General features: G+C 34.8%; 20 protein-coding genes and 2 tRNA genes. 3 read left to right on the top strand and 19 right to left on the bottom strand.

Translation table 11 applies throughout. The annotated features are described in order from the left end of the window. A partial coding sequence (locus tag M899_RS09410) for an FAD-dependent oxidoreductase (protein WP_021271218.1) occupies positions 1–351 on the bottom strand: 351 nt, incomplete at its 3' end. A 100-nt stretch (positions 352–451) separates the two neighbouring features. On the opposite strand from M899_RS09410, the gene M899_RS09415 reads away from it, so the two are divergent. After that, positions 452–1,084 (top strand): flavin reductase family protein, encoded by a 633-nt coding sequence (locus M899_RS09415; RefSeq protein ID WP_021271224.1) that lies wholly within the window; start codon positions 452–454, stop codon positions 1,082–1,084. Here M899_RS09415 and msrA read toward each other — a convergent pair. After that, a complete protein-coding gene (gene msrA / locus M899_RS09420) occupies positions 1,074–1,559 on the bottom strand; it encodes a peptide-methionine (S)-S-oxide reductase MsrA (protein ID WP_021271214.1) in 486 nt (161 codons plus the stop codon). The two genes, M899_RS09415 and msrA, sit on opposite strands and share 11 nt — an antisense overlap. A gap of 52 nt (positions 1,560–1,611) precedes the next feature. On the opposite strand from msrA, the gene gstA reads away from it, so the two are divergent. Further along, a complete protein-coding gene (gene gstA, locus M899_RS09425; protein ID WP_021271209.1) occupies positions 1,612–2,241 on the top strand; it encodes a glutathione transferase GstA in 630 nt (209 codons plus the stop codon). A gap of 84 nt (positions 2,242–2,325) precedes the next feature. On the opposite strand, the gene M899_RS09430 is transcribed toward gstA, so the two are convergent. The 17 genes from M899_RS09430 to M899_RS09510 form a co-directional block, all read right to left on the bottom strand. Further along, positions 2,326–2,415: transfer RNA gene (locus M899_RS09430), tRNA-Ser, on the bottom strand. A gap of 11 nt (positions 2,416–2,426) precedes the next feature. Continuing rightward, positions 2,427–2,514: transfer RNA gene (locus tag M899_RS09435), tRNA-Ser, on the bottom strand. Positions 2,515–2,617: 103 nt separating this feature from the next. Then, a complete protein-coding gene (locus tag M899_RS09440; RefSeq protein ID WP_021271233.1) occupies positions 2,618–5,707 on the bottom strand; it encodes a tetratricopeptide repeat protein in 3,090 nt (1,029 codons plus the stop codon). Between the two features lie 40 nt (positions 5,708–5,747). Further along, a complete protein-coding gene (locus tag M899_RS09445) occupies positions 5,748–6,812 on the bottom strand; it encodes a hypothetical protein (protein ID WP_021271223.1) in 1,065 nt (354 codons plus the stop codon). Beyond that, positions 6,800–7,690 carry a hypothetical protein gene (locus tag M899_RS09450; RefSeq protein ID WP_021271210.1) on the bottom strand — a complete coding sequence of 297 codons (891 nt, stop codon included), beginning with the start codon at positions 7,688–7,690 and terminating at the stop codon, positions 6,800–6,802. The genes M899_RS09445 and M899_RS09450 overlap by 13 nt, the downstream gene beginning before the upstream one ends. Beyond that, the gene (locus M899_RS09455; RefSeq protein WP_021271216.1) at positions 7,687–9,048 is read right to left on the bottom strand and encodes a hypothetical protein; all 1,362 of its coding nucleotides are present in this window, start codon (positions 9,046–9,048) and stop codon (positions 7,687–7,689) included. The genes M899_RS09450 and M899_RS09455 overlap by 4 nt, the downstream gene beginning before the upstream one ends. Beyond that, complete coding sequence (locus M899_RS09460) at positions 9,041–9,289, bottom strand: hypothetical protein (RefSeq protein WP_021271231.1); 249 nt, start codon at positions 9,287–9,289, stop codon at positions 9,041–9,043. The genes M899_RS09455 and M899_RS09460 overlap by 8 nt, the downstream gene beginning before the upstream one ends. After that, positions 9,286–9,741 (bottom strand): hypothetical protein, encoded by a 456-nt coding sequence (locus tag M899_RS09465; protein WP_021271211.1) that lies wholly within the window; start codon positions 9,739–9,741, stop codon positions 9,286–9,288. The genes M899_RS09460 and M899_RS09465 overlap by 4 nt, the downstream gene beginning before the upstream one ends. After that, on the bottom strand, positions 9,738–10,709 hold the full coding sequence (locus tag M899_RS09470) for an NADH-quinone oxidoreductase subunit H (protein WP_021271222.1): 972 nt from the start codon (positions 10,707–10,709) through the stop codon (positions 9,738–9,740). The genes M899_RS09465 and M899_RS09470 overlap by 4 nt, the downstream gene beginning before the upstream one ends. Positions 10,710–10,720: 11 nt before the next feature. Continuing rightward, the gene (locus M899_RS09475; RefSeq protein WP_034728715.1) at positions 10,721–11,047 is read right to left on the bottom strand and encodes a hypothetical protein; all 327 of its coding nucleotides are present in this window, start codon (positions 11,045–11,047) and stop codon (positions 10,721–10,723) included. 5 nt (positions 11,048–11,052) lie between these two features. Next, positions 11,053–12,528 (bottom strand): NADH-quinone oxidoreductase subunit N, encoded by a 1,476-nt coding sequence (locus tag M899_RS09480; protein ID WP_021271229.1) that lies wholly within the window; start codon positions 12,526–12,528, stop codon positions 11,053–11,055. Positions 12,529–12,540: 12 nt separating this feature from the next. Next, the gene (locus M899_RS09485; protein WP_231370267.1) at positions 12,541–14,073 is read right to left on the bottom strand and encodes a complex I subunit 4 family protein; all 1,533 of its coding nucleotides are present in this window, start codon (positions 14,071–14,073) and stop codon (positions 12,541–12,543) included. 27 nt (positions 14,074–14,100) lie between these two features. Continuing rightward, positions 14,101–16,281, bottom strand: a complete 2,181-nt coding sequence (gene nuoL / locus M899_RS09490) for an NADH-quinone oxidoreductase subunit L (protein ID WP_021271232.1) — start codon at positions 16,279–16,281, stop codon at positions 14,101–14,103. 32 nt (positions 16,282–16,313) lie between these two features. After that, positions 16,314–16,619 (bottom strand): NADH-quinone oxidoreductase subunit NuoK, encoded by a 306-nt coding sequence (gene nuoK, locus M899_RS09495; RefSeq protein WP_021271227.1) that lies wholly within the window; start codon positions 16,617–16,619, stop codon positions 16,314–16,316. Further along, on the bottom strand, positions 16,619–17,146 hold the full coding sequence (locus tag M899_RS09500) for an NADH-quinone oxidoreductase subunit J family protein (protein WP_021271235.1): 528 nt from the start codon (positions 17,144–17,146) through the stop codon (positions 16,619–16,621). The genes nuoK and M899_RS09500 overlap by 1 nt, the downstream gene beginning before the upstream one ends. 13 nt (positions 17,147–17,159) lie before the next feature. Then, positions 17,160–18,353, bottom strand: coding sequence for an NADH-quinone oxidoreductase subunit NuoH (gene nuoH, locus M899_RS09505; RefSeq protein WP_021271237.1), 1,194 nt, complete (start codon positions 18,351–18,353; stop codon positions 17,160–17,162). A gap of 2 nt (positions 18,354–18,355) precedes the next feature. After that, the gene (locus M899_RS09510) at positions 18,356–18,778 is read right to left on the bottom strand and encodes an NADH-quinone oxidoreductase subunit A (protein ID WP_034728717.1); all 423 of its coding nucleotides are present in this window, start codon (positions 18,776–18,778) and stop codon (positions 18,356–18,358) included. Between the two features lie 169 nt (positions 18,779–18,947). Here M899_RS09510 and mfd point away from each other — a divergent pair, with 169 nt between their 5' ends. Continuing rightward, positions 18,948–22,433, top strand: coding sequence for a transcription-repair coupling factor (gene mfd / locus M899_RS09515; RefSeq protein ID WP_034728719.1), 3,486 nt, complete (start codon positions 18,948–18,950; stop codon positions 22,431–22,433). Positions 22,434–22,463: the final 30 nt, after the last annotated feature.

Consider the following 22,463-nt stretch of genomic DNA (forward strand, 5'->3'; position numbering starts at 1 on the left):
TGTTGGAAAATCAGGAAATATCTCTTTAAATGATTCTTTTGTTTTTTCTATATCTGAACTAAGATTTAATTTTCCATCCTCACATATAAAACTAATACCATTGTGCTCTTTTAGAAAATTAACCCTAAGGCCCAACGTTTCTATCAATTTTCTTGTTGGTCCATTTTTCTTCAATCCAGAAATTGTTGTTGCTCCAACATCAAATGAGATATTTTTACGAACAAAATAACCCGCACACCCACCAAGACTAGAGTGCTTCTCAAATAAATCGACGACCACCCCACTTTTAGCCAGCAGGGCAGCGATTGAAAGACCGGAATATCCACCACCAACTACTGCAATTTTTTTCATATCTTATTATATAATTTCGATTGTTTTTTTTCATTCTTGTCCATCATTTGTAGAGCTTCATTTATAGGCCTTCTCTATATAATGAATTCGAGAGGTTATTATGAACATTTGTAAAGAGTCTTTAAAAAATATGGATGAGCGCTATAGAGTCAATCTAATCAATTCACTGACAGGATTTAAGAGTGCTTCTTTAATTGGAACAAGCGATTTAGATAAAAAAACGAACCTTGCAATTATGAGTTCCGTGGTTCACTTAGGTGCGTCTCCATCTCTTATTGGCCTTATAATTCGTCCCAGTTCTGTTCCTAGGCACACATATGAAAATATAAAAAATACAAAATTTTTCAGCGTAAATCATATTCATGCAGATTTTATTGATAAGGCCCATCAAACTAGTGCACGTTATGATAAAGAGCAATCTGAATTTTCCGAATGTAATCTTGAAGAGTTTTATACGAGTTATTCTTCACCCTACGTAAAAGAATCCCATATTAAATATATGTGTGAATTTCGAGAGGAAATTCCAATTGTTATTAATAATACAATTCTAATCATTGGTGAAATTGTTGAAATATTAATGCCTGATGAAGTCATTGGTCATGATGGATTTATTGATCTAGAAATGGCCGGAACAATAACATGCTCAGGCCTTGATCGTTATCACTCTACAAATCATCTTGCTCGATTTAGCTATGCTAAGCCTAATCGATGGCCAGAGAAAGTTACTTTCTAATCCAATGACAAGTATATCCTCCAGGATTTTTTTCTAGATAGTCCTGGTGATACTCTTCTGCGGGATAGAATTTTTTAAGTTCCTCAATCTTAGTAACAATAGGCGCACCCCATTTCCCAGAATTATCTACTTCAGCAATTATTTCTTGGGCAACTTTTCTTTCTTCATCATTAATAATGAAAATTGCTGAACGATATTGCGTGCCACGATCGTTACCTTGTCTATCAATAGTTGTGGGATCATGTATTTTAAAGAAAAACCTTAATAAATCGGCATACGATAATGTTGAATCATCATATTCTATTTCAATTGCCTCAGCATGATTAGTCGTCCCAGTTTTTACTTCGAGATATGTTGGATTATCCATTTGTCCACCACAGTAACCTACCGTTGTGTTAAGAACTCCATCAACTTTTCTAATTAAGTCTTCCATTCCCCAAAAACATCCGCCAGCTAAAATTGATTTTTTAATCATATACTCCTCACACCTTTCAATATAACCTTAGTTAATCATATTGGAGGTCATCATGAAACTTTATTTTTCACCAGGTACTTGTTCACTTGCTCCGCATATTGTTCTTCTTGAATTAAATTTAAACTATGAAAAAGTTCAAGTTAACCTAAAAGAAGGTCGTACACTTACTGGTCTCAATTTTCATGAATTAAATCCTAAAGACTATGTTCCCATGCTTGAACTTGATAACGGAGAAAGATTAACTGAAGGTGTCGCCATCATGCAATTTCTGGCCGATAGTAATGCGCATTCAAAACTCATTTCGCCGATTACTAGCTTTGAAAGATATAGAGAAATTGAAATGCTTAATTTTATCTCTACTGAAATTCATAAAGGATATTCGCCTCTTTTTAATGCACACAAGTCTATTACTTCCAAGGAGTCACTAGAAGAACTTCACGTAAACGTTCGACGCTTACTGGGAAAAAGATTTTCATACCTAGATTCTATTCTCTCTGAAAGAGAATTCATCTGTGGCGATCATTTTACTGTTTGCGATGCTTATTTGTTCACTGTTCTTAGTTGGGGAAAATTCGTTAAGATCAACATTGGCGAGTGGGCGAATTTAAGTAGTTATTTTTCAAAACTTCTTGAAAGAGAATCAATTAAAAAAGCAATTGAGGTTGAAAAATTGAAGATGTAATGTCTTTGATTTTTTTAAGGCCCTAAAATAAAAAAACTCACCTTCGGTGAGTTTATTTTTATCTAAAATCTTGAAATTTAATAATGGCGGAGACGGAGAGATTCGAACTCTCGGTACAGTTACCCGTACGACACCTTAGCAAGGTGCTGCCTTCGACCACTCGGCCACGTCTCCACTATTAAAAGTGGCGGAGGACACAGGATTCGAACCTGCGGACCCGTTAAGGTCAACGGTTTTCAAAACCGCCGCTTTCGACCACTCAGCCAATCCTCCGCATTAGAGACCTACATCTTATTTGCATTTGATGAAAAAGGCAAGATAGGAATCTCGGATAAATGCATTTTTAATATGACTTATTTTAAGCGTCAAGAAAATATTAACGTAATTGTTGCATCAATATCTCAATTTCTTTCCTATCAGACGCATTTGGCTTCAAATTGAGATATGTTTCATAAGATTCTATAGCTAATTTACTTTGTCCCACTGCGCGATAAATAAAACCTAGTTGTCTATGAATACTTGGATTTGATTCGTCTTGCTTCAATGCCCTCGAATATAGCTCACGTGCTTCTTCATAATAGCGCTGACTCATCTTTATCCAACCAAGCCCCATTAGTGCATCTACATATTTACCATTAACGGCAATGGCCTTTTCAAAATACTTGCGAGCTTCTTTATAATCTTGCATCAAACGATAAGCTTCTCCCAAAATATAGTATCCATATTCAAGTGTTGGATTGAGTTCGATTTCTTTTTTTGCAAACTCTTCAGCCTCTTTATATTTACCTGTTTCAACATGAAGCTTGGCCAATAGATAATTCACACGAGGATACGTATCTAAGCGCTCTTTTATGTACATTAATTGAATGTAGGCCTCTCTATAACTTCCTCTCATTATATAAAGTTCTGCTACTTCTAAACGTGATTCTAGATCACCTGGTTCAATTTTTAATAGTTCTTCAGTATTAGAAATCATGTCTTCTGTTCTACCGTCAAGCTTGGCCGATTTAATCATTGAACGATAAAACTCAGGACTTTTGATCGTAAGATTTTGAAGCTTCTTTAAATAAGAATTATAGTCATCAAATTTTTGAACTTGATAATAGTAATAAGCAATATCCCCAATCAAGCGCGGATTGTCTGGATGTGAATCAAGTAAATCTAATAAATATGAAATTGCCGTTTCTGGTCCTTCTGTTTCTGCGAGAATTCGTGCATATAAAGTTCTATAACGAACTTCTCTTGGATCAAGAAGCATGGCCTTTTGAATTCTAGCTTTTGCTAATGGATAGTTTTTAACTGATAAATAGATTCTTGCAGATTCAAAATATGTTCCATCGTTCAATGGATCTTTCTTCAGCGCATCTGTATAAGATTTAATTGAAAGATTTAAATTACCAATTCTTTCATAGTAAAGCCCTAGCATTTCAAGATATTCAGGATAAAGGGCATACTTTGTTCGCGACAATGAAGATATTAATTTTTTGGCATCTGCAATCTTAAAGGCATGAACGTAAGCTTCAAATAATGACTTATTTACAGTTCTCTCCAATGGGAAGTCTTTCCTGATTTCTTCTAGAGTGTTAATTGCTAGGGAATAATATCCTCTTTTAACTTGTATATTCGCTAAGTAGAGCTGCGCTTGAATGTTCGTACTATCGAGATCAGCAGCTTGAACTGCAAAACCAAAGGCCTTGTCCCACTTCAATTGGCGCTCTGCCATTTTTGCTCTTTTAATTAGATCTTTAACTTTACTTTCTTTAATCAAAAATTCAGAAAGTTTATCTCCACCAATCTCTAGTTGTGCTAGTTTTGATCTCAGTTCGTCGTCTTCATGTAGTTTTAAAGATAACTTGAAATACAGGGCCGCTTTTTTGTGCTGCTTTAAAGCGGCACTTAAAATACCCATCTTTTCAAGAAAGTCTGCATAAAATTTTGGAGAGCTCTCAGCTTTAAGTGCTTGAACGAGCATTAAAACATCTTTAAGCTTTTTAATATTACCTTTATGAACGAGTATATCGGAATAGGCGATCAAAAACTCCACGTTCTCTTTATATAAAGTAGCGTGTGATTCAAGATACTCAATGGCCTCATCATATTTTTCGTTAACAACCAGATATTTTTTAATTGCTAGGATAACGTCGATATTTTGCTCTTCAAGGGGAAGCTTGCTCAATCTATCGTAGGCATGCTTGGCCTTATCCAGTTGTCCTGCTTCTAGAAGTGAATCTAAATAAATCGAAAATAATCTTGTAGTTGGGCTATTGAGACGTAGGTAATTTTCTACAATGTTAATTGAAGTGAAATATTTCCCAATTTTTGAATAGAAAATAGCAGCACCCATTGCAATATTTACATCTGAAAACATTTTTGATTCTGTAATTTCTAATAATCTAAAAATATTTTTAGCTGCTAATTTTTCGTTTTCCGCATTGTCATAGATTTCTGCGTAAACCAGTACGAGGAAACCTAAGGCCTTGTTTCCAGTAAACTTATGTTTAAGAGATTCGTTGAAATATTTTGCGGCCTGAAGTTTTCCTAGGTATGTGCCTTTTTTATAGGCATTGATACCCTTATCAAGGGCCTCTGTACTTTTAATCCCATCCTGGTATTCGTTCGCAATTGGAAAAACAATTGGAGCGGAAATTGGCTTTATTTCTTTTTCTTCTTCCTCATCTGGGTAAGAGAGATAGAATAATAAAAGTGCAACGGCCAAAGCAACCAGAGGTTTCATTCCTTTTCTCTTTGGAGTTTCTTCCTCTACAACTTCTTTTTTCTCAACTTTCGTGATTTCTTTATTTTTCTCGCGCTCTTCCTGTTCAAGTTTTTCGATGAGCTCCATCTCAAACTTTTCCGCCTGTGCCTTAGATTCTTTTACATCTGCTACAGGCAATTTAATAAATTGCGTTTTTTCATCAAGATCAATTTCTTCTTCTGGTTCTTCTTCAACAACAGGAGTTACTTCTTCGACAGATTCAACTTCTTCAACAAGTTCCTCTGTTCGAATAACTCTTGTTTTTTCTATATTCTGCACATCTTTTAAATTGATTACTTTTGTTTTTTCAACTTTGGATTTTGCTTCTACAACTTCTTCTGCAGTCGTGCCCTGCTCTTCTTGATACTGACGCTCTAATTCATCATAATCAATTTCAATATCAATTTCTGTATTTTCATAATCCAATTCGGGTAAATCAGGTGTCCCTGATTCAGGCTTTATGCTCTTTGCGAGTTTAACTTGCTTAGATAATGTAGATTCATTATTTGTTATACGATCGGTTTTTAAAAACGATTGAAATACTTCGTAAAGATCTTTATGTTGATTTAAATTTTGCCAATCACCCACAGGGAAAGTTTGAAATTGTTCTTCCCCTTTAATGTGACCTTTTTGAAACAACTCGAGTATCTGACCTTTATTAAAAGGACCAACAACTCTTCCATTTTGTAGTTTAACTCTATACTTTGACATCCTCTCAATTATATCAATTATTTAGATGAGAGGGTTTCAATTAATTTTTGGCAATAATTTCCCTGCCAAATTGAGTCATAGGCCTAATAGAATTCAACAAAAAGGCCAATACAAACGTTAATAGGGCACCAAAAAGTATCCACTTTTGAATAAGACTAAAGCCGGCCAATGTTTCAAAAGATAGAATATTTATTGTTACTAGAAATAATGGCAAAAATATTCCGACATATTTAATCCATTTTTTCCAGGCAAACATAACAATGATAATTGGCCAAATTCCTATTAGTCCAATAAATGCGGCCTTATCTTCACTATAGCTGGAAAAAATTATCATCAGAAATAAGTTTAAAAATTGGAATATTTTTAAATTAATCGTCTTATTGGTCAAGAATGTATAAATCAACAAGATGAATCCTAAACCAACAATTAAGGCCATTACATTATCTTTGATTTCATTATTTAGAACGTTGGTTGTATTTTCTAGTTTTGCTAGAAATTCAAACGAAGAAAATAAGAGAACCGAAAAGACACTCACAACACTTGGTCTCATCCATTTCGACTGTTCATTATAACCCAAAGTAACAAAGGATACTGGTAACAAAATAACACAAGCTCCTAATAAAGGATTGAAGCTTTCATTTATCATTTGTGGGTTAATTCTATTTACTTCACCAAAGACAATTGTATTCAATAATAGAAAGCTAACAAATGCACTTAAAACACCAAGATATAAAGTTATCTGCTCTTTTCTTCCATCAAGCCAAAAAATGAGACTTGAATTCACAAAGAATAACAAAAATAAATTCAAACCTGTAATATCTTGGCCAAAAATTGCATAAGTTATCAAAGATACTGAACAGAGAATAGATGTCCTAATCAACTCTCTACCATTTTCAATACAGTAAATTGATGAAAACAAAAATGGAGCAAAAACAATATAATTCTCTACAGTAATTAATTGCTGCATCATAAGAATATTCAAAGATATTAGAACGACACCAATAGCGATATTTAATGTATTATTTAATTTTTTACTATTGAGAGCGAGTAAAGCAAATCCTATATTCAATATAATAATCAGACATGCCTCAACTAAACCAAACATCTGTCTTCCTTCGTCACATTCATCATTATTATTATTGTCGCCATAACACTTAATGGGACGAACATTGGAATATTAAATATAGAAACAAGTAGTAACAAACTAAAAACAATGTTTACATATTTTAAGTAATCTTCAGACATTTCATCTTTTATCACCAAATATATACTACTGAGTACCATGATATTTAATACAAGTTGGCTACCTGTTGTATTGGCCATAATTGCACAAGTTGTTAGAACGAGTAATGAATCAAAGTTTTTTCTTCTAAAATAATAACTCGTTGCAAATACTATTAAGATTAACAAGATCACCCAGTTCAATTCATAAATCAAAGAGGACGTGGCAATATTTCTATTATTAAAATTTTGAATGATGGCCAATAGGAAAACAGGAAAAAACATTACATTTTTCACACTCTTAATAACAACAAAGACGACAGTAATCAAAAGAAGCAACATAAAGAGATTGAACTCATTCGCAACCATTTGTGTTGGAAAAATAATCGAATATAGAGATAAACCAAAAAAATAAAAAGATAAAATTATTCCTTCATTGTACCTATAATGAATCAGTGATGCCAGGCCAACAAAAAAGTAGAATATTTTTATATCTTGTATCTGTGGGATTAAAAAAACTAAAACTGTGGCCATTAATACATTCGATTTCTTTTTACTAAAGAGAACCCCTAAGACAAATAATAAAACGACCATTAACATATTGAGCGGTTCAATTTTTGGAAAGATATCTACAAATGGAGAGACGAGTAGAGGTAGGAAACAAATGGCCCAAATAACCTGATTGGCAATTTCATTTTTAAAATACTTGAATGCAATTGAGGCCATTAATAAAATTATACTAAGTATCAATACATTAATCATGGTGACACCTTATTTAAGAATAAAATTACTATCGCTGTTATGAGCATCAACATAAAGACTAGCACATGAGTATGCTTTATCCTAAGTGCTGTGATTGGCAGTTCAAATGATTCATTCAAGCATTTTTCATCTATTTTAGAATAAGTTCGATATTCAATATTTTTCACTGGAAACTTTACATTCCAGTTTGATATCAAATTTGAAAATTGACTAAATTTATTCATTCTTACCAAAACAATAGGAATCAAAAGAACAAATAAGTTAATAACGAGAAAGAATATTAACTCTATGTTACTGCTGCTCTCAATATTATTGAATTTCCATGCACCGGTGAAAAAATATAATGATAAGAGTAAAATAATATCAATACTCTTATTTTGATTCCATTCTGTTGCTCTGCTTTTGTCGAAAGAATAATCTAATAAGTATATTTTAATAAACTGTGCTACTAAAATTATAATCATGCTCATTAAAAATATATTATTATTCGCAAAAATTGATCCGTAATAAAGACTTATTCCAATTGGAAATAATAAAGTGAACAATAATCCATTTGTGATTAAGCCGATTTCTTTCATCAAAGGGCTATTAGTTGAAATCTTCGCAATTAAAGATTTATATGAGTCTTGTTGATCAAATTGGTAATTACTAATTAGTAACATTAAAACTGCAAGTTTAGGATTACCACTTATAAGTACGGACAAACTAAATAGAAAGATGCTGTCTTTAAAGGCAAATTCTTTCTGATTCGTTCTGTACGTAAAAGATAAAATAAAATTGCACAGAATTAAAATAAGAATAAATGGTAATAAAAAATCCAAATATGCTATCTCAGTTACGGGCAACATGATTAGCAATGGTAAAAATATCATCATATCGACAATACCCTTACTTTCTTTACTTCGACTAATTGCGAATAGAACCCATTTAGTTACACACACTAAGAACAACATTAAATAATGAAATTGATGTAAATTAATTTCTTGTGTTTGTGAAATGAAGTAACTGGAAAAAAGTGTAAACAGAATTGAGTTGAACAAAACGTACCAATTCAAAAAACGACCTCGACCCTCACTTTTTAAAACAACCAAATCTAAAATTAGAAATAAAGGAATTAACAATGATGGTGCAACAACTGCAGAAATAAAAGCAAACAATATCATCATCACATACTCTTCAATTTTTTCAGGTCTTAAGAGATATGTGAATAAAGTAAAGATAAGTAGTTTTTCGGCACCCAATATGAATTTGATATTATAGATTGTGACTTCTTTAACAATGGAATCTTTCCAGAATAATACAAAGCAAACGATCAAAAGAATAAAGGAGACAATTTTATGAATTAAAATTTTATTCATGATCAACTCGTTGTGTTTGTCTTAATCTATTAACGACTAACACTATTGTGACAATACTTAATACACAAAGAACAATTGTAACTTCTCTAACGCTCTCAACACGATCAAGATATTCGCTAAAACCTTGAATCGAGATAACAACAAATAAAAAGAAGGCCTTTATTTTTTCACTCAATCTAGATCTAAAGAACAATGACAATATGGCGGCCAAAACAAGTGCACATGTAACGTAAATGCTCATTTTTCCTCCTTATTATCAAACATAAGGAGTAGACCGAGTACATTTAATAACATTACAAACGAAAATGTTAAAATATCGCTTTTAAGATTTAAATCCGTACTCCAAATAGAATTAATTTCCATTTCACTGATTTTCAAACTTACGATAGCAATTGAGCCGATGAAAACTGATGTCAAAACGGCGATTACAACTTTATTTTTGGTGTAATTCTCAGCTTCCTTAATCTTCTCCCAAAATTTCTCTGAACTTAAACCATATAGTTCAGTTATAAAAAATACTGAGAAGGCCGTTAGAAGCATAACCATTCCAACAAATATCTTACCGGCAAAAATAATTTTGATGGCTACAAATAGACATATGAGAAACCAGCATAGAACTCGTTGAGTATATTTTTTTCCTAAAACATATATAAATGAGAGTGCAATAAGAATAATGTTAATGACATCGATCATATCATTCTCCCTACTAAAATTATCACTTCATTAAGGATTAGAGCTGGAATAAAGTACTTCATTCCCATATTCATTAAACTTTCTTCTTTTATATTTTTGAATCTTATCCCCATCCAATCAATCAGATAAAGAATAATCCCGGCCTTTATTACAAGGGAGATAATTTGGCTCAAGCAATGGAACCATTCTCCGAATCTAGATAAATAACCAAGTGGAGGAAGAATAGAATGTCCACCTAAAAAGATATAACAAAAATTTAAGGCCAATGAGATCTTAAATAAATTACCGAAGAGAAAATCCAAAAGACTTATATTTGAAGTTTTATTAGGAATTCTTATTATGCTCTCTTTTTCTTCTTCATCACTTTTAGAAATGAGGGCGAAGAAGCAAATGAAAGTCACTAAAGCATTTAAAGGTCTTGTTACAATATTGTATGTAGAAAGTGTTCGTTGATTACTTACTAGGTCCACATAAGTTGAACCGTTCAACGATAAAAAAAGACCTAATAAAGACATCGTTAGAAGAATCAATACTATAGTAAAGTATTGGTACTTTATTATATTACTCTTTTTCAAAGCATATTCATCAGTAATACTATTTGCGAGACTATTTAGTAGTGCCGCCGCAGCTAGAAATATTAATGAGAATTGTGGAGCATAATTAATTGTGAATAAATTTAAAAAATATAATTTTCCACCAACAAGTACAGAATCTACAAAAGGATAATAGATAAAAGATAGGAGAACTGAAATTAAGGAAAGAAGACCAATCAGTAAGTGAACTGCACTGTAATCTGAAATTAAAAATTTTCTAATCTCGAAGGCAAGTCCTCTGGTAATATCGTGCGCATCGTTAAATGAATAACAGTCCAAGAGTCTTCTTTTCATCTTAGAATAAAGAAGAACTATTGTTGTAACAATTAAATAAATCGTTACAGTTTTAACAATTGTAATGCCTATGGCATCCATGCCTAATCCTATTATCTACTCTTCAGGTTTTTTAATAAGTAAAAAACCGGTAACATTAATATACAGCCACCCATGGCCGGAGTAATTTGTAGATCTTTAATATAAACAAAATATAAAGAGAAGCAAAACCAAAGAGCTAAAACCAAGAAGTCTCTCATTAAGCTGCTAAACTTTAACGAAAAAACTGTATTGTAAGCTGTCTTATATTTAAAGGGAGAAAGCTCTGATCTTTTTATTTCAGATTTGGATTTTGGCATCAACTTGGCCATGACACTCAAAACGAGTGTCATGATCAAGATTGGTGATAGAAAAATTAGTACATTAAGTAGTGCGTTCATTGCTCTTACTTAATGAAGATCTTAGCTCCATCAGCTAATAGAATGATTTTGTCCCAGAAGATTCCTAGAACCACAACCGGAATACAAAGGGCAGAAATAATCACCTGGTTTGTGAAACTAAATCCAGCAATACCTTCAGATGACTCTGATTCTTTGAAAACCATTAGTCTTACAATTTTCATATAGTAGTAAAGTGAAACAACACTGTTTAGAACAGTAATGATTGCTAACACGTAGTACTTCTTACTAAGAATAGCTGAAAGAATGTTGAATTTAGCAACAAATCCACTCAATGGAGGTAAACCAGCTAATGAGAACATTACAACGATCATACAGATGGCCATCACTGGGTGCTTGCTCATCAGACCGTTAAATCTTTCAAAGTGATCATTGCCATACTTATCTTGAACAAATGAAGTTACAAAGAATGCAACAAGAGTCATGAATAAGTAAGTAATACCATAGAAAAGAATTGCTTTTACACCAATATCACTAAGAACTAGGACACCCAACATCATTACACCAGCGTGTGAGATTGAAGAGTAAGCTAACATTCTTTTTACTGATCTTTGGCCAATAGCTGATACGTTACCGACAGTCATTGTTAGAGCAGCTGCAACACTTAGAAGAGCAACCCATGACATTTGAAGAACACTGCTGTCGCTTCCGAAGAAAGTCATAGAAACTCTTACTAGAGCAGCGATACCTGCAACCTTTGGAACAATCGAGAAGAAAGTTGTAACAGGAAGAGGTGAACCTTCGTAAACATCTGGTGTCCACATATGGAAAGGAACACAAGAAATTTTATATCCGATACCAGCAAAGAAAAGAATAAATGATGGCATAAGGATTAAAAGTTTAGAATTATCTAATGTCGGCAATACATGGATTAGTTCAGCAAACTGAATTGTTCCAACCATACCAAAGATGTGACTCATACCAAAAAGCATGATCCCACCAGAAACACCACCGTAAAGAACGTATTTAAGACCTGCTTCTGAAGATCTTGAATCGTGCTTCTTAAGTGACGCTAAAACATAAGATAAAATCGAAAGTGTTTCGATACCGATATAAAGGATAAGCATGTTGTTAGCTGAAGCTAAAAGCATACCACCAATCAGAACACCAACCGCAATAATTGTGTATTCTGATTTCATATCTTCATAGATATCTTTCGATACTTTGTTTAGGTAAATACAAAAACCCGTTCCTAAAACCATAATGATTTTAGCTAGTGTACTGAATGGATCAATTACAACCGCATTCGTAAACAATGAAACAGGGGCCATTGGAAGTGCCTGAACCAGGTAAACTAGCGAAGAAAGTAAACCTATAAAAGCAAATCCGAAAAGATATCCTTTTGAACTTCCTTTCTCTTTGTCCCCATAAGTGGCCTCAATTAAAATGAGGCCAACCATTGTAAAACAAAGGATTAGTTCTGGGATATATCTACTAATGTTCGCTAAATAACTAAGCGCCATTTTTCCACCTTCTTAATATTTGGCCAATAGAGAAACTAGTTGTCCTACTGATGCCTTCATAATGTTAAGGATTGGAGCTGGGAAAATTCCGAAGAAAATTACAGCAACACACAGTGGGATCATGTAGAAGATCTCTCTAGCATTCATATCTGTGTACTCTTTACATTCTTCAACAACGTCTCCAAAGAACATTCTCTTGAACATCCAAAGAAGGTAAGCAGCACCGATAAGAAGACCGATAACACCAATTACAGTAATAGTTGTAAATCTTTCATAAATTCCTAGGAAGATCAGAGCTTCAGAAATGAAACCTGAAAGACCTGGAAGACCCATAGATGCAAACATCGCGATGATGAATACGATAGAGTATTTTGGTAATTGTGTATAAAGACCACCAAAACCTTTTGTACCATCTGGTCTAACAATCCATCTGTGGTGAGATCTTTCATAAAGAATACCAATCAAAAGGAACATCATAGCTGTTGAAGTACCGTGGTTGAACATCTGAAGAACAGCACCGTTCATACCTTGAACTGTCATAGCAGCAAGACCTAGCATTACAAACCCCATGTGAGAAACTGAAGAGTAAGCAACAAGTTTCTTAACATCCGTTTGCGCCATTGCACAGAATGCACCGTAAATTACGTTAACTAGACCCAACCAAGCGATAGCGTCTGAGAAATAAACAGATGCTTCAGGGAAGATTGGGAATGCAATTCTTAGGAAACCGTAAGTTCCCATCTTAAGTAGAACCCCTGCAAGGATTACAGAGATTGCTGTTGGCGCCTGAACGTGAGCGTGTGGTAGCCAAGTGTGGAATGGGAAAACTGGAACTTTAATTGCAAAACCAATAAATAGTGCAACAAAGAAAAGTTTCGCAAATGGGAAAGCGTAACCAAACATGTTTACAACTTCATTTGAGAACTTACCACCAGATAGAGCTAAGATGTTGAATGAATCTACGCCTTGTCCTGAAACAAAGTATAGTGCAACCATACCAACTAGCATTAATACCGATCCAAAGAATGTATAAAGGAAGAACTTAACAGCAGCGTATTCTCTGTTTTCTCCACCCCATACACCGATAAGGAAGAACATAGGAATAAGCATTACTTCCCAGTAAACATAGAATAGGAAGAAGTCTAGGGCCATAAATACACCAAATACTGTACTTTGAAGGAACAGTAGAAGTGCGAAATAAGCCTTAACTTGTTTCTTAATTGTCCATGAAGAAAGAATACAAATAGAGAATAACAATGATGTCAAAAGAATCATCGGTAATGAGATACCGTCTACACCTAAGTGGTAGAAGATGTTAAACTGACTAATCCAAGACTTCTTAATCAAGAAAGCCTGTTGCATCCCTGGCACAGTCGTGTCGAATTTCATGTAAAGCACTAGAGATAGAGCTAATGTAATTACAGTATTGATCAATGACCATACTCTAATCGCTTTTTCCTTTGCGCTTGGGATTAACAAGATTCCTAGTACACCAATAATTGGCATCCATAGAATCCAGCTTAATAAATTTGATGTACCGCTCACCGGACAACTCCTTCTAAATTAGTTAACTTATAAAGCTAAAACGTAACCTGTTAGTACTAAAATAATCATAATAAAGTAGAACTGAATCTTACCAGACTGAAGAGTTCTCAATAAAACGTTGAAAAATCTTACGCTGGCACCTGTACCGTCTACTGCAATTGTATCTACAACTAGATTGTCGAACCATTTAGCGATTCCCATTAAGAAATGAGTTACTTTCGCCCAACCATCAACAGCGATTCTGTCGTAAACACCCATATCAAACCATGACAAGAAGTTATTTAATGGAAGTAATCCTCTTTGGATTAGGCCCTTAATATAAAAGTCGTCAAAGTAATATCTGTTTTGTAGCGCTCTGTACCATCCACTGAAAGTAGATACCCACCAACCTGGATTTACAGATTTTCTGATATACATTAAGAAAGCTAAAAAGACACCAGAGAAAGCGATGATGATAGATGCAATCGCCCCCATGTAGTGAACATGGTGAATATGGTGTGCTTCTTCTTCAGATAATCCGTATGAAGAATCATACTGAGATGCCGGAAGTTGATTTTTTACTCTTGTATCAGCAGCGCCAAATTCTTCTGCTTTGTAGCTTACAAATTTTTCAACTTTAGGCTTAGCAATTAGAGTTTGGAACCACTCGTATTTACCATCATAGCTAGCAACTTTTACTAATCCTTGACCAGTAAGAGACCCAGAGAACCAAACACCAAGTGTAAACACTGAAAGGATTAACAGTGGAATGTTCTGGTTCCAAGATAAGTGCTCAACGTGTGCGTGATCATAAACATCTTTATCACGTGGCTCACCATGGAAAGTTAAGAACATCATTCTACACATATAGAAAGCTGTAAGGAACGCACCTGCAAATCCAAGAATTGTTGGAATCCAGTAAGCTTTGTTATGTAGTGCCATAAGAAGTGCATCACCTAAAATTCTGTCTTTCGATACGAAACCAGAGAAGAAAGGGATACCAGCGATTGCTAGTGTACAACACCACATTGCAATCCATGTGAACTTGAATTTATTTTTTAGTCCACCCATTCTTGGCATTTCTTGTACGTGTGTATGCGTGTGGTGATCGTGTAATGAGTGAATTACCGAACCAGCACTCAAGAATAGACATGCTTTAAAGATAGCGTGAGTAATTAGGTGCATGAAAGCGGCGTTATATGAACCAACACCAACACCTAGAACCATGTATCCAAGCTGTGAAATAGTAGAGTAGGCAAGAACCGCTTTAAGGTCTGTTTGCACAAGAGCAATCGTAGCTGCACCAAAAGCAGTAATACCACCGATCACAGCAACAAAATATGTTAAGTGACCAGCTTCAAGAATTGGATAAATTCTTAGAGATAGATATACACCAGCAGCAACCATTGTAGCAGCGTGAATTAGAGCTGAACAAGGAGTTGGTCCAAACATCGCATCTGGTAGCCAAACTTGAAGTGGGAACTGAGCTGATTTACCCATTGTACCAGCAAAGATACAAAGACCTGCAAAAGTAGCTAGTGGAATTCCAAGAACCATAACTGGATCAAATTTCCCTGCAGCTAAAGCAGCATAAATATCTGTGAAAGTAACACTACCAACAGTTGTCCAAACAGCAAGAATACCTAGTAGAAAGAATACATCCCCAACTCTTGTTGTCATGAAAGCTTTCATTGAAGCGTTTCCGGCCCCTTCTTTCTCGTAGTAGAAACCAATTAGAGAGTAAGAACAAAATCCCATTAACTCCCAAAAGATAAATACTGATAGAAGGTTATCTGAAAGAACTAGACCAAGCATCGCTGATGTAAAGAGTGATAGATAAGTAAAGAATCTACCATTTCTTCCATAGTTCATGTCATGGTGCATGTAGAATGTTGAGAACACGTGGATAAGTGTTGCAACAGCAGTAACCATTAACAGCATAACGGCTGTCATGTTATCAATGTACACACCCATATTAACTTGGAATGATTGGCCACCGCCAGTTAGATCAAACCAGTTGAATACTTTGTGGATGTAGTAATCTGTCGCGTAATTTCCAAAAACGAAGTCTTTGAAGATACGAAACGCAAATAAGAATGACCCAAAAATCGCACCACAACTTAAAGCAACAGCTGTTTTTGTAAACGTTCTTGCAATAAACGAGTTTATTACAAATGCTGCAAAAGGTAGGAGAACAATTGGAGCAATGCTACTGATTGTATAATCCATTACTAAATTCCCTTATATTTACCGTTCAATAATTAACTTTGTAACTGAGTAGCATCATCAACGTGAATACTATCTCTAATCTGGAAGAATCTAATTACGATCGCTAACCCAACCGCAGCTTCTGCAGCAGCGATTACGATAATGAAAAGCGACATAATGTGACCTTCATAATTGTTGTTCAAAAATCTTGTGTATGCTGCAAAGTTTAAAGCTGCAGCATTTAACATCAATTCAATTCCTAAAAGCATTGCAATGATGTTTTTTCTCGCAATGATTACTGCAACACCTGCAGCAAAAAGAGCAAAAGAAATAAAAAGGTATGAAGCTAATGTCATCATTATCCTTTCCTTGGTCTAGAAATTACGGCCGCACCAATTAGGGCACCTAATAATAATATTGATGAAATTTCAAACGCTAGAATGTGGTCAGTTAATAGCATTGTTCCGATTTTTTCAACTGTTGTTGTAAATTCTGGAAGCTCACCAACTTGAGCTGACTTAATCACGTTTGCAAGAATCTTTAAAACCACTAGAGAAATTACTAGAGCACTTAATCCACCAGCAATATATGTTCTAACTGAACCCATTCCAGGGATCTTGTTTAAACCATACTTATTCGATAGATCTTGTGAACCACCTGTTAACATAATGGCGAAAAGCATAAGAATAACTACACCACCTGCATAAACTACAAGTTGAATAGCAGCTAGGAAATCTGCACCTAAAGTTGCATAAAGTCCCGCAACTCCGAAAAGACTCGCAAGAAGGAAAACACATGCGTGAACAAGATTTTTACTTGCCACAACCATGAAAGCCCCACCTAGAGTTAATAGAGCTGAAATAATAAATAACGTACTTCCAAACATCTAAATACCCCTATTAATGATGACCGCCAGCGGCAGCACCCATTTTAGCGATTAATGCAAAGAATGATTGACCATCAAATGCATACATCCAAACAGCTACACCCACTAGGTTGAAAAGTGCAATTGGAGTTAAATACTTCCAACAAAGAACCATTAAATGGTCAACTCTTAGTCTTGGAAGTGTCCAACGGATCCAAATAACAACGTAATAAAGTAGTAATGCTTTAGTGAAAAATGCTCCAAGCTGAAGAAGTTGGCCAATGTTTTTTGCAAGCATTGGGTGAAGTCCAAGTTTTTCAGAGAAAATTGCACCTGTACCTAGATCGAATGGAACTTTGTATCCACCAAGAAATAGAGCAGAAGCAACACCGCAAAGAACAAATACTTCGATATATTCAGCAAGTGCAAAGAAAGCAAACTTCATACCTGTAAATTCTGTATGGTAACCAGATACTAGCTCTGATTCCGCTTCAGGAAGGTCAAATGGAGCTCTGTTAGCTTCAGCAAGTGATCCAATAAAAAGTACGAAGAAAGCAATAAATGTAAATGGGTTGTGGAAAATTAGCCACTGGTGTGGAAGTCCACCTTGAGCTTCAGTTGCTGCACCAAAACTTAATCCACCAACAATAACAACTGCGGCAAGGATTGATAGTGTTACAGGAATTTCATAACTGATGATCTGTGAAGCCCCTCTCATACCACCAAGCATCGACCACTTAGAGTTTGATGAGTAACCACCAAGAAAAATACCAATACCAACAATTGAAGCAACACCTAATAAATAGATGATACCAACGTTTAAATTAACTAGAGTAAATCCACTTGAAAAAGGTACTACTGCAAGAGATGCGAATACACCTAATAAACAAAGTAGAGGTGAAATATTAAAAAGGAATCTATCGGCCTGTCTTGGAACAATATCCTCTTTAAGAATCATTTTCACACCATCGGCCAAAAATTGTAGAATACCAAATGGACCTACACGGTTTGGACCTTGTCTCATCTGAAGGTCAGCAGAAATCTTTCTTTCCGCATACGTCCCCAGACCACCGATAGTTGCAAGTACTGTTACAACGATTGTCACAACTGCACCGAAAACAATAAAAGCCACCAATGAAGTGGCATCAAATCCTAATAGTTCAGAAAGGGTTTTAACAATTGCTTGATAACCTTCAGTCTGCGAAAAATACGAGACGACACTGTTCATTATTAGTCCTCTTTTTTAACTGTTTCACTAACTTGATATGATCTAACCCAGTCAAGATCACCTTTTTTCCAGCAGTAAACAATACCACCAGCAAGGATCCCGATGAATAGAAGGAATGAACCTAAAACAGCTCCACCCATTCCAAGATCTACAAACTTTTTGAAAACTGAAGCAACTGGAAACATCAGTGCACTTTCAACGTCAAAAATAATAAAGATAAGCGCGACTACGTAGAATCTTACGTTAAAATTAGACCACGCTGATCCAATCGGTTCTTCACCACACTCGTAAGGAGTCTGCTTCAATTCGGTAGGATTGCTCGGTCGTAAGAACATCCCAATAAAAAGCGCACCAAAAACGGTGATGCACGCTAATGCCATCAGAATTAATACTGGCATGTAAACGTCTAGATTGTATGACGCCATCCCTTTCACTCCATTTTTCTTGATATAGTAAGCGGTATAAGATTACACGATTCTTAACATGTTGGAAACATTTTGACTTCGTTTTTTGGACTTTTGGTGTAATATTTCGCAAGGCCAAAACGTTGCGCCAAGCAACAAAAATAATTTCTTTTTATCAACGGGATTTTAAATGACGAAGAAAAGCTTCGACGGACTGTTCAATCGCCTTGTGGGATGGAAGAATTCAACTCATAAGCACTTCAAAATCTCCGGTCTGTCTCCCGAGCATTTTTTACTAATGCTACAAGTCAATAATGATGATTTTTTCAGGCTTAATAAATTTGCTTTTGTTTTCGCAGAGCAGGAATCAGCTGATCGTTTTCATGACTTATTAAAATTTATTGATAGGAAGGCCCATCTTTATCCAGGTTTAGAGAATTCTCCCTACTTAGATATCTATGCTTCTGAAAAATCTCAGATGAATAGATTTTCAACTTTAAATAGTTTTGTAAAAAAACAATATAATGATGTCGTACTTACTATTGAGTCACTTTTTTTAAAAACTGTACCGCAAACATTCTTTGAAAAAGATTTTAAGATCTCTGTCGATGATATTATATCGCCTGATCAACTTTCTTCTAAGCTCGTTGAGCTTGGTTATAGTGCCGCGACTTCTGTTGAAGAAGAAGGTAGTTTTTGTAAAAAAGGTGAGATCTTTGATCTCTATCCTGTTGGCCATCATCCAATTCGCATAATTTATTTCGATGAATTAATTGAAAAAATTCATGCAATCGATAAGGATACGCAAAAAACTCTTAAAGACGAAAATTTTGAAAGCGTTATTATTTCACCAACTCCATATATTTTCTCACAAGGGGAGTTTGCACAAGTTCTTCGTGAAAACATTCCAATGCCAGCTCCTGGTCAGAAAAAAAAGTATGAGTTAAGAAAGAGTCTTTTCCAAGCACTCTCAGATAATATTCTTTTCGATAATCATGCAATTTACACACCTCTATTTTTTAAAGAATCTCAAACAATCATCGACTATATTCCCAAAGATGATTACGTTTTCATATTCTTCGATCATCATGAGATCGAAGATGAAATTCTTAGATACTTCGAAAAATTGAGAATCGATTTCGAGAGAGTCACTCAAGAAGATAATGGTGACAACTTATTGCCTGCACCCAATTATTTTTATAATGAAGACTACTTAGGATTCACCAATACTCATAAAGTATTAGAAGTTAATCTTATGGATATTGAAAGAGATCTCAACGAAGATTATCTTCACAATGTCGATCTCAACCTAAAACAAACACAAGTCTATTTTGCAGATAAAGAAACTGTTAATTTATCGAAACCAGAATTTATTAAACATGTTTTTTCCAAAATTAAAAATGATTTCCAATATAGTGGGGAAATCATCATTACGACTCAAAGTGAAAACTCTAAAAAAGAAATCTTGCATCTTTTTGATCTTCTAAATTTTCCTGAAGCTCTTCGCTCCAGAGTTCGTTTTTTTAATTTTCTTCTATCAAAAGGTTTTTATTACGAATCAGATAAAACCCTTGTTATTTCTGAAGCCGATTTTTTCTCATCAAAGACTAAGAGAACTAAATCACATTATAAAAAGAACGTTGATCTCTTCGCCGAACAGCTTGCCTCACTCAAAGTCGGAGACTTTGTTGTTCACTCTGAACATGGAATTGGTGAGTATCTCGGATTAGAATCTCTAGATATTGGTGGCAACAAAACGGATTATCTCGTATTACTTTATAAAGGCAATGATAAGGTTTACGTTCCTGTATACAAAATGAACTTGGTTCAAAAACATGCAGAATCTGGCAGCCAAGTTTCTATTGATAGTATCAGAACTGATAAATTTAAAAATCTAAAATCAAAAGTTCGTTCTTCTGTTAAGCAGCTTGCTTTCGATTTATTGAAACTTCAGGCTGAAAGACAAAGTTCACCTGGCTTTTCTTTTAGTGAAGCCGATCACGAATATAATGAATTTGAATTAGCATTCTCTTTTGTTGAAACACCAGATCAACGTAGGGCCATTGATGACGTTTTAGAGGCCATGCATAAGCCTATTCCAATGGATTACCTTGTTTGTGGAGATGTCGGTTTTGGAAAAACTGAAGTTGCCATGCGAGCGGCCTATAAAGCTGTCTTAGATAAAAAACAAGTTGCTGTTCTTGTTCCTACAACAGTACTTGCATTCCAACATTATAACTCTTTCGTAAAGCGTTTCAAGGATTTCCCTGTTCGAATTGAATTCTTATCTCGATTCAAAACACCGAAAGAAGAAAAAGAAATTAAAAATGATCTTGAATCAGGTAAAGTAGATATCCTTATCGGTACTCATAAGCTTCTAGGAAGCACTGTTCGTTACCGCGATCTTGGTCTTGTTATTGTAGATGAAGAGCAACGCTTCGGAGTAGGTCACAAAGAAAAGCTAAAACTCTTAAAATCAACTGTAGATTTTTTGACTTTAACAGCAACACCTATACCAAGAACTATGCAACTTGCCTTTCTAGGTATTCGAGACCTCTCTCTAATTCAAACAGCTCCACCACGCCGTCAATCAATTAAATCATATATTATCAAGCAAGATGACGAAACGTTGGCCGCTGCAATTAAAAAAGAACTCAACCGAGGTGGGCAAGTTTTTGTTGTTCACAATAAAGTTCACGATATAGAGCAATATTGCGCTTATATTAAAGAACTTGTTCCAGAGGCCAATATCGTCTTTGCTCACGGGCAATTACCAGAGCGCGAACTAGAAAAACGCATGAAAGATTTCTACGATGGTAAGTACCAAGTTCTTATTGCTACTACAATTATTGAATCTGGTATCGATATTCCAAATGCCAACACAATGATTGTTGATAGGGCAGACACTTATGGTTTATCGCAGCTCCATCAGCTTCGTGGAAGAATTGGACGCTCAGATAAAAAGGCCTATTGTTATTTTATTATTCCATCAAATCGATCACTGACAGAAGTTGCAGAAAAGCGTCTACGCGCCCTTCAAACATATGCTGATATGGGTTCAGGTTTTCATATTGCCAATTGTGACCTTGAAATTCGTGGTGCTGGAGACATTTTAGGTGGAGAACAATCTGGTCATATTCAAAATATTGGTCTTGAACTTTATATGGAGCTCTTGAAAGAGGCCATTCATGAATTGCGCGGAGAAAAATCTATCATTAAAAAAGATATCGAAATTTCAACTCCATTCGCTTCGTTTATCCCGACTCATTATGTCTCTGATTCATCTGAGCGTTTAAAGCTTTATAAAAAGCTTTCAAATTGTGAGTCTCTTGAGCAATTGGAAGAGATCTCATCCGAACTCGAAGATATTTACGGATTACATCCTGAAGAAGTCAGTAACTTATTCGTAACTCTTAGAGTTCGTATCACTCTTCAATTAACCGGGGTTAAGGCCGTACAAGTGGCGGGAAGTTTAGTTTCACTGAATTTCGATAAAAATATTTTAGAAAAAAATGAAGTTCTCAGAAATAAGGTTGTTGAGACATTTATTACTCGACCTAAAGTCTATAAATTTACTCCAGATTTCAAGGTAATTTATGAGCATAAAACTCATATAAACCAGAGTGTTTTAATCCAGTTTGCCGAGGAAATTGCTAAGCAAATTGTTCCATGTTAGTGAAATTTCTTCCATTTCATCTTTTTTTGA

It is taken from the genome of Bacteriovorax sp. BSW11_IV (assembly GCF_000447755.1).
GTDB lineage: Bacteria > Bdellovibrionota > Bacteriovoracia > Bacteriovoracales > Bacteriovoracaceae > BSW11-IV.